The organism is Streptomyces sp. GB4-14 (genome assembly GCF_022696125.1).
GTDB lineage: Bacteria > Actinomycetota > Actinomycetes > Streptomycetales > Streptomycetaceae > Streptomyces > Streptomyces werraensis.
In genome coordinates this window covers 1939600-1952025 of the sequence record NZ_RZHO01000002.1, presented here as the reverse complement: position 1 = coordinate 1952025, position 12426 = coordinate 1939600, and the positions used below count along the sequence as shown (strand labels likewise).

The 12426-nt window shown below is 72.4% G+C and carries 12 protein-coding genes; 5 read left to right on the top strand and 7 right to left on the bottom strand.

Features of this window, described 5'->3' with window-relative positions:
• The first annotated feature begins 248 nt into the window (after positions 1-248).
• Positions 249-1715 carry a sensor histidine kinase gene (locus ELQ39_RS09905; RefSeq protein WP_190002696.1) on the top strand — a complete coding sequence of 489 codons (1467 nt, stop codon included), beginning with the start codon at positions 249-251 and terminating at the stop codon, positions 1713-1715.
• Positions 1716-1963: 248 nt separating this feature from the next.
• On the opposite strand, the gene ELQ39_RS09900 is transcribed toward ELQ39_RS09905, so the two are convergent.
• A complete protein-coding gene (locus ELQ39_RS09900) occupies positions 1964-2221 on the bottom strand; it encodes a WhiB family transcriptional regulator (protein ID WP_003992873.1) in 258 nt (85 codons plus the stop codon).
• Positions 2222-2538: 317 nt separating this feature from the next.
• On the bottom strand, positions 2539-3507 hold the full coding sequence (locus ELQ39_RS09895; protein ID WP_189912059.1) for a diacylglycerol/lipid kinase family protein: 969 nt from the start codon (positions 3505-3507) through the stop codon (positions 2539-2541).
• A 118-nt stretch (positions 3508-3625) separates the two neighbouring features.
• Here ELQ39_RS09895 and ELQ39_RS09890 point away from each other — a divergent pair, with 118 nt between their 5' ends.
• Complete coding sequence (locus tag ELQ39_RS09890; protein ID WP_242591681.1) at positions 3626-4078, top strand: hypothetical protein; 453 nt, start codon at positions 3626-3628, stop codon at positions 4076-4078.
• Between the two features lie 15 nt (positions 4079-4093).
• Here ELQ39_RS09890 and ELQ39_RS09885 read toward each other — a convergent pair whose 3' ends face one another.
• The 3 genes from ELQ39_RS09885 to ELQ39_RS09875 form a co-directional block, all read right to left on the bottom strand.
• Positions 4094-5206: an RNA polymerase sigma factor SigF gene (locus ELQ39_RS09885; RefSeq protein ID WP_242591680.1), complete on the bottom strand. Its 1113-nt coding sequence runs from the start codon at positions 5204-5206 to the stop codon at positions 4094-4096.
• Positions 5207-5223: 17 nt separating this feature from the next.
• Positions 5224-5637 (bottom strand): anti-sigma factor, encoded by a 414-nt coding sequence (locus tag ELQ39_RS09880; RefSeq protein WP_006136266.1) that lies wholly within the window; start codon positions 5635-5637, stop codon positions 5224-5226.
• Between the two features lie 258 nt (positions 5638-5895).
• A complete protein-coding gene (locus ELQ39_RS09875; RefSeq protein WP_190002549.1) occupies positions 5896-6156 on the bottom strand; it encodes a UBP-type zinc finger domain-containing protein in 261 nt (86 codons plus the stop codon).
• 59 nt (positions 6157-6215) lie between these two features.
• Here ELQ39_RS09875 and ELQ39_RS09870 point away from each other — a divergent pair, with 59 nt between their 5' ends.
• A complete protein-coding gene (locus ELQ39_RS09870; protein ID WP_242591679.1) occupies positions 6216-7808 on the top strand; it encodes a Na+/H+ antiporter in 1593 nt (530 codons plus the stop codon).
• A 25-nt stretch (positions 7809-7833) separates the two neighbouring features.
• On the opposite strand, the gene ELQ39_RS09865 is transcribed toward ELQ39_RS09870, so the two are convergent.
• Both ELQ39_RS09865 and ELQ39_RS09860 read right to left on the bottom strand, forming a co-directional pair.
• Positions 7834-8736, bottom strand: a complete 903-nt coding sequence (locus ELQ39_RS09865) for a 1-aminocyclopropane-1-carboxylate deaminase/D-cysteine desulfhydrase (protein ID WP_242591678.1) — start codon at positions 8734-8736, stop codon at positions 7834-7836.
• A 128-nt stretch (positions 8737-8864) separates the two neighbouring features.
• Positions 8865-9446, bottom strand: a complete 582-nt coding sequence (locus ELQ39_RS09860; protein WP_225628304.1) for an N-acetylmuramoyl-L-alanine amidase — start codon at positions 9444-9446, stop codon at positions 8865-8867.
• A gap of 309 nt (positions 9447-9755) precedes the next feature.
• Here ELQ39_RS09860 and ELQ39_RS09855 point away from each other — a divergent pair, with 309 nt between their 5' ends.
• Entirely contained in the window at positions 9756-11162 is a 1407-nt protein-coding gene (locus ELQ39_RS09855) for a family 2B encapsulin nanocompartment shell protein (protein ID WP_225640678.1), read from the top strand.
• Positions 11163-11295: 133 nt separating this feature from the next.
• On the top strand, positions 11296-12417 hold the full coding sequence (locus tag ELQ39_RS09850; RefSeq protein WP_242591677.1) for a family 2 encapsulin nanocompartment cargo protein polyprenyl transferase: 1122 nt from the start codon (positions 11296-11298) through the stop codon (positions 12415-12417).
• Positions 12418-12426 lie beyond the last annotated feature (9 nt).

Below are 12426 nucleotides of genomic sequence, written 5' to 3'. Positions count from 1 at the left end.
GTCCACAATGCGTAGCAGGACACACAGACCTGCCTTCCCCGCACAGGAAGGCGGACCGAGGATCCGAGGCTCTCTGCCCTGACTGCCCCGGCTCCTCATCCTTCGGCCGACCGGGACCGCACACCCCACCGGCCGATATTGCTCCGGGCTGCGGTGCCGGGAGGGTTGAGGGTCCCTCCCAGGCGCCGCGGCCCGCGGGTGTTCCCGGGGGTCACAGGCACACAGGTACGCTCGCTGACGTGCCCTCCATGAACGAACTCGTACGCCAGCACACCGCCCTCGACGACACCGACCTCGAGTGGCTCCACCTGCTGGTCTCGGAGTGGCAGCTGCTCTCCGACCTCTCCTTCGCCGACCTGGTCCTGTGGGTCCCCACCCGCGACGGCACGCGCTACGTCTCCGTCGCCCAGATGCGGCCCAACACCGGCCCGACCTCCTACCAGGACGACATGGTCGGCCATCTGGTCCCGCGCGGCCGCCGGCCCATGCTGGACGCGGCGCTGGACGAGGGCCGCATCGTGCGCGAGGGCGACCCGGAGTGGCGCGAGGAGGTCCCGGTCCGCGTCGAGTCCATCCCGGTACGGCGCGAGGGGCGGGTCCTCGGCGTCATCGCCCGCAACACCAACCTGCTCACCGTGCGCACCCCCAGCCGGCTGGAGCTCACGTATCTGCAGAGCGCCTCGGACCTGGCCCAGATGATCGCGGCCGGCGCCTTCCCGTTCGCCAACCAGCAGCTGGAGATGGACGCCTCGCCGCGCGTCGGCGACGGTCTGATCCGGCTCGACGCGGACGGCGTCGTCCAGTACGCCTCGCCCAACGCCCTGTCCGCCTACCACCGCCTCGGTCTCGCCGCGGATCTGGTGGGCCATCACCTGGGGCGGACCACCGCCGAACTGGCCCCCTCGCGCGGGCCGGTGGACGAAGCGCTGGCGAAGGTCGCGAGCGGCTGGGCGCCCCGCGAGTTCGAGATCGAGTCCGGCGACGGCGTCATCCAGTTCCGCGCGATCCCGCTGAAGCCGAAGGGCACCCGCATCGGCTCCCTGGTGCTGCTCCGGGACGTGACCGAACTGCGCCGCCGTGAACGCGAGTTGATCACCAAGGACGCCACCATCCGGGAGATCCACCACCGGGTGAAGAACAACCTCCAGACCGTGGCCGCCCTGCTGCGGCTGCAGGCCCGCCGCATCGGGTCGGAGCGCGGACGGGCGGCGCTGGAGGAGGCCGTGCGACGGGTCGGGTCCATCGCCATCGTCCACGAGACGCTGTCCCAGAACCTGGACGAGCGCGTGGAGTTCGACGAGATCGCCGACCGGGTGCTCGCCATGGTCGCCGAGATCTCCCCGGGCAAGGTCACGGGCCGGCGCTCGGGCCGCTTCGGGATACTCGACGCCGAGGTGGCCACACCGCTGTCCATGGTGCTGACCGAGGTGCTGCAGAACGCGCTGGAGCACGGTTTCCGCGAGGGCGAGACCGGAACCGTCGAGGTGTCCGCGGTGCGCGGGGGCACCTCACGGGAGGCGCGCCTGCTGGTCACCGTGCAGGACGACGGCGTGGGCCTGCCCGAGGGCTTCGACCCGCACACTGCGGGCAACCTGGGCCTGCAGATCGTACGGACGCTGGTGGAGGGGGAGTTGGGCGGCACCTTCGACATGGTCCCGGCGCCGGAGCGGGGGACCCGGGTGATCCTCGACATCCCGGTGCAGGCGGACTCCTGACCACAGGGGCCCGGCGTGACCCGGGCCCCGCACCTCCTCAGGACGGCGAAAGGTCCCGGAACAGCAAAAGACCCCGGACCTCGGTCCGGGGCTGATGCTCGTTCCTCGCTTCCCCTGCCCGATCGGGCGGACACCGGGGAACTTCGCGCTGCGGCTCGGGGCGGGAGATGCGTGTGCGCCGTCCACGGAATCATCCGGACGGGCGCACACGCGCCGCCAAGCTCAGGCTGTTTGCTGGGGCGGGGTCGTCAGGCGGAGGCCTGACGCGCCCGGTTGCGGGCAGCGCGGCGCTTCATCGCGCGACGCTCGTCCTCGCTGAGACCACCCCAGACGCCGGAGTCCTGACCGGACTCGAGCGCCCACTGCAGGCACTGCTCGATCACCGGGCAGCGGCGGCAGACGGCCTTGGCTTCCTCGATCTGCAGCAGCGCGGGACCGGTGTTGCCGATGGGGAAGAAGAGCTCGGGGTCTTCCTCGCGGCAAACGGCGTTGTGACGCCAGTCCATGGCTGCTACCTCTCCTTGGTATTACTGCAGGTGCTTGTGAATGTGAACGCTTTCACGAATCCCCCAACAAGTGAAGGGCCGACCGCCAGGTTGCCTGGCGTGGTCCTTGAGTTTGAAGAGGGGTTCCGGTGATCTGTGGAGGCCGGTGTTGCGGGCCGTCCCGATCGCCAAGAAGAGACTCGCAAACCTCGGCGGCGGATACAACCCCTTCCGGAAAGTTTTTTTTGATTCTTCGGTGTCGACTAGGTCACAGCCGTACTTCCATGGGGTGGATCCTGGCCTAAACGTTCGACTGAAAGGACTTTGGCCCTTTCTGCTCACACAATCACACGCAGTGCACGGCGAACGCCTGTGAACGTCACGCTGGTGCGCAGCCCGAGGTGGTCACCGTCCATCTGAAGGGGCAGCGGCACCTTCGAATGCAAGGTGAAGCGTGTCAGATCGTGCCGCGTCACGGCGTGCTTGCCGCGGGGGCCGCGCTCCGGGGACGAAGTGAGCAACTGCGTGCCATACCGGGCAACCGCGGGGGTGGACATCCGGGTGAGACCGAAGAGATCGAGTCCCGTGTCGAAGGACGCCTGGGGCGAGGCGTAGATCGGGCGGTTGCCGAGGAACGTCCACGGCGAGGTGTTCGAGACTATGGAGAGCACCAGGTCCTCGACCGGCTCCTCGTCCACGAGGTCCAGCGTGATCATCCCGTTGCGGCGGTGCGGGTCGCCCAGCAGCTGACGCACCACCTGGCGCATGTACAGCGCGTGCGTCGACCGCCGGCCGCGCTCCCGCTGCTGCTCCACCCGGCCGACCACGCCGGCGTCGAAGCCCAGCCCCGCGTTGAAGGTGAACCAACGCGCGGGCACCGCCTCGTCCTCGGTGCCCGGTGTGCCCGAGGTCAGCCCCAGGCCCACCGTCCGCTCCCGGCCCTCGCGCAGCGCGTCCAGCAGCACGCCGGTCGCCTCCACGGGCTGGTTGGGCAGACCGAGGGCGCGGGCGAAGACGTTGGTGGAGCCGCCGGGGACCACGGCGAGACCGGGCAGGCGCTCCGGATCGGGGCCAGCGTGCAGCAGACCGTTGACGACCTCGTTCACCGTGCCGTCGCCGCCCAGGGCGACCACCAGGTCGACCTCGCCGCTCTCCGCCGCCTGCCGGCCGAGGTCCCGGGCGTGACCGCGGTACTCGGTGGTCACCGCGTCGAGTTTCATCTCACTGGCGAGCGCGTGGATCAGCACGTCGCGCGTGCGCGCACTGGTGGTGGTTGCCGCCGGGTTGACCACGAGAAGTGCACGCATGACGTGCAGGGTACCTACTGAGCGGTACCCGGCCCAGACCGAGGTCCCGCCCTGTGGACGGCGCGGGGGCGTGAACCTCGCCACGGGACGGCGGCCCCGCGGCGGCTACCCTGCAGGGGTGAGCAGCGAGCAGACCCCCGTCACCAGCCCCGACGACACCGGCGACCGTCCGCGCCGCCTCACGTACGCCGCGGTCCTCGCCGCGCTGGAGGGGCTCGCGCTGGTCGTCGGCGGCGTCTGGCTGCTGGTGCTCGGCCTCGCGGGCGAGCCGGACGACCGGCAGCAGTCCGTCACCGGCGGGGTCACCCTGATCGTGCTGGCGCTGCTGCCGCTGCTGGCCGCGCGCGGCCTGTTCGCCCGGCGGAGCTGGAGCCGCGGGCCCGCCGTCATCACGCAGATCATGGCGCTGCCGGTGGCCTACAACATGCTGACGTCCGACGGCGTGGCCATCCCCGCCGGGATCGTGCTCGCCGTCGTCGCCGTGACCGCGCTGGCGCTGCTGGTCAACGCGGAGACCACCCGGGCCCTCGGCATCCGCGGACCCGGGAACGCGGGCGACGCCGCGAAGTGACGCGCGGGCCGGCGCCTACTCCTCGACGAGCAGCTTCTCCCGCAACTGGGCCAGGGTGCGGGCCAGCAGCCGGGAGACGTGCATCTGCGAGATGCCGACCTCCTGCGCGATCTGCGACTGGGTCATGTTGCCGAAGAAGCGCAGCAGCAGGATCCGCTTCTCGCGCGGCGGAAGGTCCTCCAGCAGCGGCTTGAGCGACTCCCGGTACTCCACGCCCTCCAGCGCCTCGTCCTCCGCGCCGAGGGTGTCGGCGACCGCCGGGGACTCGTCGTCGGTGTCGGGGACGTCCAGGGACAGCGTGGAGTAGGCGTTCGCCGACTCCAGGCCTTCCAGGACCTCCTCCTCCGAGATCGCCAGCTTCTCGGCGAGCTCGTGCACCGTGGGGGAGCGGCCGTGCAGCTGGGACAGCTCCGCCGTGGCCGTGGTGAGCGCCAGCCGCAGCTCCTGGAGCCGCCGCGGCACACGCACCGCCCAGCCCTTGTCGCGGAAGTGGCGCTTGATCTCGCCGACGACCGTCGGGGTGGCGTACGTGGAGAACTCCACGCCCCGGTCCGGGTCGAAGCGGTCGACGGACTTGATCAGACCGATGGTGGCGACCTGCGTCAGGTCGTCCAGGGGCTCGCCGCGGTTGCGGAAGCGGCGCGCCAGGTGCTCGACGAGCGGCAGATGCATCCGCACCAGCCGGTTGCGCAGCTCCGCGTACTCCGGACTGCCGTCCTCCAGCGTGCGCAGTTCGAGGAAGAGGGCGCGCGCCCCGCTGCGGTCCTGCGGGTCGTGGTGCGCGTGCGTGCCCGGCACACCCGGTGTGCTCCGTGCGCCGGAGGCAGGCGGCGCCTGCTCCTCGGCCTCTCGCTCGTGCTCGCTCATCGTCCCGCCCGTCGCCCTTCCCCGAGCGCTCGCCTCGTCCCCCGCCACCGGCTCGGCCAGGGCGGGGACGTCCCCGCCGGGAGCGGCCGGCCCGGCCGCGGACGTGTCCCGCACGGCGCCTCCGGCCTGCCCGCCGCCCGGCCGGACGCTCTCGGCGGAGTCGTCCTCCGGATGCGGCCGGGCCTGCTCGGGGATGCCGTCGATGCCGTCCGGCACGCGCTCGGCCGGCAGCTCCCGTGTGCCGCGTTCTTCGTCCCGCACCGGCCCGTCCTCGCTCCTCACGCCGGCCCGGGTCCCGCGCCGCGCTGTTTGTAGAGGCTGATCGACACGGTCCTGTCCTCGTCCACGGCGGAGGAGACCTTGCCCGCGAGCGCGGACAGCACGGTCCAGGCGAAGGTGTCCCGCGAGGGGGCGTGGCCGTCCGTGGTGGGCGCGGAGACGGTGACCTCGAGCGAGTCGTCGACGAGCCGGAAGACGCAACTGAGCACCGATCCCGGCACGGCCTGCTGCAGCAGGATCGCGCAGGCCTCGTCGACCGCGATGCGCAGGTCCTCGATCTCGTCGAGGGTGAAGTCCAAACGGGCCGCGAGGCCGGCCGTGGCCGTACGCAGCACCGACAGGTAGGCCCCCGCGGCCGGCAGCCGGACTTCCACGAAGTCCTGGGTCGCGGGCTCGCCAGCGATCTGGGACACCCTCACCTCCAAGGTGGTACAAGCGTTTCAGGGCCTGTGTTCGCCCCCGGGCAACGCGCTACGTGGTTCAGCGGTGACGCTATCGCGCTCCCGGCGGTCCTGTCGCCCGGACCCCGACCCGATGTCGTCACTCATAGTAAAACTCTGAACACGCTCCGTGGCTAGGGGTCTGCGGCGGCCAAATGGGAAGAGCGCGCGCCGCATTGACGTACCCAGGCGCCGGACCGTCGAACCGTCCGGCACCATGGCCTCGCCACGTCACACCAGTACGTGGTCGACGAAGCACCACCGCCAGTCCTCACCCGGCTCGAAGGTCCGCATCACCGGGTGGCCGGTCTCCCTGTGGTGCCGCGTCGCGTGCCGGTTCGGCGAGGAGTCGCAGCAGCCGACGTGACCGCAGGTGAGACAGAGGCGCAGCTGCACCGGATCCGTCCCCTCCCGCACGCACTCCGGACACGTCTCATCGAGCGCGGCCGGTTCCGGGTGCGGCAACGTCTCGACGTGCGTGCACTGTTTCATGATTGCCAGATTACGACGGTCGCGCGGACGACCGCGCGAAAAACGAGGGTGGGCCCGACATGGATGTGATGCCCCTGCTGCTCCTGGTCGCGGGCAGCGCCGCGGTGGCGGCCGCCGCCCGGCGGACGCCGGTGCCGCCGCCGCTGGTGCTCGTCGCGGTGGGCCTGGTGGTCAGCTACATCCCGGGCGTGCCCGAGTACGCCCTCGACCCGCACATCGTGCTGCCGCTGATCCTCCCCCCGCTCCTCTACACGGCGGCCGTGGAGAGCTCCTACCTGGATCTGCGGGCGCAGCTGCGGCCGGTGGCCCTGCTGTCCGTCGGGTACGTGCTGTTCGCGACGCTCGCCGTGGGCTGGGTGCTGTACCTGCTGGTGCCGGACCTGCCGCTCACCGCGGCGCTGGTGTTCGGCGCCGTGGTGGCGCCCCCGGACGCCGTCGCGGCGACGGCGGTGGCCCGCAGGGTGGGCCTGCCCTCGCGGATCACGACGATCCTCCAGGGCGAGTCGCTGTTCAACGACGCCACCGCCATCACCGCGTTCCGGGTCGCCGTGGCCGCGTCCGTCGGCGAGGGCGTGAGCTGGGCCGGGGGAGTGGGGGAGTTCCTGCTGGCCGCGGTGGGCGGCACGGCGGTCGGCCTGGTGCTGATGGCGCCGCTGCACTGGCTGCGCACCCACCTGCGCGAGACGTTGCTGCAGAACACGCTGTCGCTGCTCATCCCGTTCGTCGCGTACGGCGTGGCCGAGCAGGTCCACGCCTCCGGGGTGATCGCCGTCGTGGTGGTCGCGCTGTACCTCGGGCACCGCGCGTGGGAGGTCGACTTCGCCACCCGGCTCCAGGAGAGCGCGGTGTGGGGCATGGTCGCGTTCGTCCTGGAGTCGGCCGTGTTCGCCCTCATCGGGCTCCAGCTGCCCGTCGTCATGCGCGGGCTCGGCGAGCACGAGGGCATCGCCTCCGCCTGGTACGCCCTGCTCGTCTTCGTGGTGGTCGTCGTCGTGCGGTTCCTCTGGGTGTACCCGGCGGTCTGGCTGCCGTGGCGGGTCTCGGCGCGGGTCCGGGCGCGCGAGCCCAAGCCGGACTGGAAGGGCCCGTTCGTGATCTCGTGGGCGGGGATGCGCGGAGTGGTGTCGCTCGCCATCGCCTTCTCGATCCCGGTCACCGCGGAGGGCGAGGACTTCCCGCACCGGTACCTGCTGCTCTTCCTGACCTTCACCACCGTCATCGGCACCCTCGTCGTGCAGGGCCTCACCCTGCCCCCGCTGATCCGGCTGCTGCGGCTGCCCGGACGCGACGCGCAGACCGAGACCCTCGCCGAGGCCAACGCGCAGGCGCAGGCGTCCCGGGCCGCCGAGGAGCGCCTGGACGAACTGCTCGCCGACGAGCGCAACGCCCTGCCGGCGCCGCTGGCCGACCGGCTGCGCAGCGTCCTGGAGCGCCGCCGCAACGCCGTCTGGGAGCGGCTCGGGCAGGTCAACCCCGTCACCGGGGAGTCGGTGGACGACACCTACCGGCGGCTGTCCCGGGAGATGATCGGCGCCGAGCGCGAGGTGTTCGTGAAGCTGCGCGACGGGCGCTACATCGACGACGAGATGCTGCGGACGCTGCTGCGCCGGCTGGACCTGGAGGAGGCCGCGGCCTACCGGGAGGCGGAGTAGGCCTTCCCGTCACGGGCGCGCGGGTTCACGGGAACGGCCGCCCCGTGATCACCGCGGCGACCGTGCTGCCGCGCGGGAAGGCGCCCTCACCGGCCAGGGTGACAAGGGCACGAAGCAACTTGGCGACATAGATACGTTCCAGGGGGACGCCGTGACGCTGTTCGAAGTCCACGGCGAACGTCTCCAGGTCCTCCGGCACGCGCGCGTAGCCGCCGTGGTGGAACCGCTCGTCCAGGCTCCACTGCCCGCGCGGCCCGCCGAAGGCCTCCGTCTGCAGGGCCCGTATCTCCGCCGTGAGGAAGCCGCCCCTGAGCACCGGTATGCCGAGTGTGCGGGCGCTCCCGGCGAGCCCGGCGGCCAGTCCCGCGAGCGTGCCGCCCGTGCCGCAGGCCACCGCGGCCACGTCCGCCGCACCCGCCAGCTCCCGGCCGAGTTCCACGCACCCGCGCACCGCGGCGGCGTTGCTGCCGCCCTCGGGCACGACGTAGGCGTCCTCCGCGTCCGCGGCGCGCAGCACCTCCGCGAGGGTGTCCGGATCGGCCTTGCGGCGGTACACCGAGCGCGCCACGAAACACAGCCGCATGCCGTCGGCCGCACAGCGCGCCAGCGACGGATTGAGCGGCCGGTCCGCCAGCTCCTCGCCGCGCACCACGCCCACCGTGCGCAGCCCGAGCAGCCGGCCGGCGGCGGCCGTGGCCCGCAGATGGCTGGAGTACGCCCCGCCGAACGTGAGAACCGTCCGCCCGCCGGCCGCCGCCAGGTTCGGGGCGAGCTTGCGCCACTTGTTGCCGACCAGCTCGGGGTGGACGAGGTCGTCCCGCTTCAGCAGCAGCCGCACCCCGTGCCGCTCGAACCGCGCGTCGACGGCCTCCTGCAGCGGCGAGGGGAGCCGCGGGCGCAGGCCGGCGAGTACGTCGGAGCTGGTCATGCGGGCCATTGTCGCCCGACGTGGGGACAGGCGCGGGTGCCGGTGTTCCGCGTGGGGGGTGTCACGAGGGCGGAACACCGGCGACGAGCGCCCGGTGCCGGTCACGTCGGACGGTCGCGTCGCCCGGGTCACTTCAGACGGTCGCGGATCCGTTTGCGCATCGACGCCATGGTGAACCCGCGGGGGTCCACCTTGCCCGGCTGCCACTCCAGGTGGCCGATCACCGACTGCTCGTTCCAGCCGTGGTAGCGGCAGACCGCCGCCGCGGCCTTCTCGATCGCCTCCAGCTGCGCCGCCGGCCACGGGTCCTTCCCGTCGCCGAGGTTCTCGCACTCGAAGCCGTAGAAGTGCCGGTTGCCGTCGGTGTTGGCCTCGTTGTCCGGCGGGAACGTCTTCTTCTCGGCGATCACCGCCCGCAGCACGTCGTCGTCGCCGAGCCCCGCGTGGTTGGCGCGGCCGTAGCCGACGAGGTGCACCCGGCCGTCCTTGGTGATCACGCCGTGGCACAGCGGCCCCGGCAGACCCGAGTAGCCCTTGCGGCAGATGTCGACCGTCGCCTTGCTGCCCTTGGTCACGGTGTGATGGATCATCACCCCGTGCACCGGCCCCCAGGGGCCCTTGTGGTTGCGGTTGTGGTCACGCCAGTCGCCGACCTCGACGACCGTGAGACCCTCCGCCCTGAGAGCGCGCAGGAACGCGCTCGCGGACATGGGTGGGGCCATGCCGCCCTCCTTCGCACCGGACGACGGCCGCCGGGCGCGGCCGTCTGGTACAGGGCCTATAGCCGAAAGTCGGCCTTTCAAGTACTCGTCCGTCAGCTGTGCGAGCCGATCCGGACAGTTCCTTCCGCCCGGCCGCCGTCACCGCCGTCGGCCGGCCGGCCAGTCTGCCCAGGCTCGCCAAGATCCAACCCCGCTCGATCGTGTAATGGCGCGGGCACGGCGCGTGAGGAACGCTTGATCACGCACCACGACGCCCGGCACGGCCGGGCGTGGATCTACTGGGGAGGGCAATTCTCAATGTCGGTAGGCGAAGAGGTCCGCACGGAGCAGACCAGGCAGCAGCAGAGCCTCGGTACGGCGGCGGCGCGGAACCTGGCCACCACGACCAAGTCCGTGCCGCAGATGCAGGAGATCAGCTCGCGCTGGCTGCTGCGGATGCTGCCCTGGGTCGACGTGCAGGGCGGCACGTACCGGGTCAACCGGCGGCTCACCTACGCCGTGGGCGACGGCCGGCTGACCTTCGTGAAGACGGGCGACCGGGTGGAGATCATCCCCGCCGAGCTGGGCGAACTGCCCGTGCTCCGCGACTACGAGGACGAGGAGGTGCTCGCCGAGCTGGCCTCCCGGTGCCGGCAGCGGGAGATCGAGGCCGGCCAGGTCGTCGCCTCCTTCGGCAGCCCGGCCGACGAGGTGTACCTGCTGGCGCACGGCCGCGTGGAGCGCGTCGGCACCGGCCCCTACGGGCAGGACGAGTCCCTCGGGGTGCTCGCCGACGGCGCGTACTTCGGCGAGCAGGCCCTCCAGGACGACGACGCCATCTGGGAGTACACGGCCCGCACCCTCACCGCGTGCACGGTCCTGGTGCTGCCCCGCGACGCGGTCGACCAGGTCGCCGAGCGGTCCGAGACCCTGCGCGAGCACCTGCGCCGGCGGGCCGACATCCCGCAGCAGCGCACCAACAAGTACGGCGAGAAGGAGATCGACCTCGCGGCCGGCCACAGCGGCGAGCCGGACATCCCGCACACCTTCGTCGACTACGAGGCCCGGCCCCGCGAGTACGAACTGAGCGTCGCCCAGACCGTGCTGCGCATCCACACACGCGTGGCCGACCTCTACAACCAGCCGATGAACCAGACGGAGCAGCAGCTGCGGCTGACCGTGGAGGCGCTGAAGGAGCGCCAGGAGCACGAGCTGATCAACAACCGCGACTTCGGCCTGCTCCACAACTGCGAGTACGACCAGCGGATCCAGCCGCACGACGGGGTGCCCGGCCCCGACGACATGGACGAGCTGCTCAGCAGGCGCCGCGGCACCCGGCTGCTGCTCGCCCACCCGCGAGCCATCGCCGCGTTCGGCCGCGAGCTCAACAAGCGGGGACTGGTCCCGGAGACCATCGATGTCGGCGGCAACCGCATCCCCACCTGGCGGGGCGTGCCCATCTACCCGTGCAACAAGATTCCGGTGACCGAGGCACGCACCACCTCCATCATCGCCCTGCGCACCGGCGAGGAGGACCAGGGCGTCATCGGCCTCCGCGCGGCCGGCATCCCCGACGAGATCGAGCCGAGCCTGTCGGTGCGGTTCATGGGCATCAACGAACAGGCCATCATCAAGTACCTGGTCACGGCCTACTACTCGGCAGCGGTGCTGGTCCCGGACGCGCTGGGCGTCCTGGAGAACGTCGAGATCGGCCGGTGGCGGTGACCGTCCGCGGGCTCCCGCCGCGCGTGCCGTGTCCCCGCACGCCCGGGCGGGTACACCTGAGGGGAACGTGCTCGACGGGTGCGGAAGCACCGTCCCTCCGTGCCTCCACCGAGTCGGTTCCAGGGGGAAGTCGATGACGGAGTCCATGGCCCGGCCGACCACGGGCCGCCCGGAGCAGCGCACGGCACGCACCGCGCCCGACAGCCGGTCCGGGCCGGAGCCGCACCCCGCGGACGGGCACGAGGCGGCCGCCCTGCTGGAGCGGACCCGCACCGCCGTCGACCCGGTGCTGCGCACGGCCCTCGGGTCCCTGCCCGCGCCGCTGCGCCGCGTCGCGCTCTACCACTTCGGCTGGCAGAACGCGGACGGCACCCCCGCCGCCGGCGGTTCGGGGAAGGCGCTCCGGCCCGCCCTGGTGCTCGCGGCGGCCTCCGCCCTGGGAGGCTCCTCGGCACGGACGGCGGCCGTGCGGGCGGCGGCCGCGGTGGAGCTGGTGCACAACTTCACGCTCGTCCACGACGACGTGATGGACCGGGACACCACCCGCCGCCACCGCCCCACGGTGTGGACGGTGTTCGGGGACGCCGACGCGATCCTCGTGGGGGACGCCCTCCAGGCGCTCGCCCTGCGGCTGCTCGCCGAGGACCCCCACCCGGCCGCCCCGGCCGCCGCCGCCCGGCTCGCCCAGTGCGTGGTCGAGCTGTGCGCCGGGCAGCACGCGGACACGGCCATGGAGCGCCGCCCACCCGACGAGGTCACCCTGGCGGAGACCCTCGCCATGGCGGAGGCGAAGACCGGGGCCCTGCTCGGCTGCGCCTGCGCCCTCGGTGCGCTGTACGCGGACGCGGGGGACGCGGAGGTGGCGGCGATGGACGCCTTCGGCCGGGAGGCCGGGCTGGCGTTCCAGCTCATCGACGACGTCATCGGCACCTGGGGCGACCCACGCCGCACCGGCAAACCGGCCGGGGCGGACCTCGCCGCCCGCAAGAAATCGCTGCCGGTCGTCGCCGCGCTCACCTCCGGCACCCCGGAGGCCGCGGACCTCGCCGCCGCGTACGCCGCCCCGCACCGCAAGGAGGAGGTGGAGGAGCTCACCCGTCTCGTGGAGCGGGCCGGCGGCCGCGACTGGGCGCAGGCCCAGGCGGCGGACCGGATGGCCCGCGCGATGCAGGAGGTGGCCCGCGCGGTGCCGGACCCGGAGGCGGCGGGAGGGCTGCTGGCGCTCGCCGAGTTCGTCACCCGGCGCACCACCTGACGGGACGGA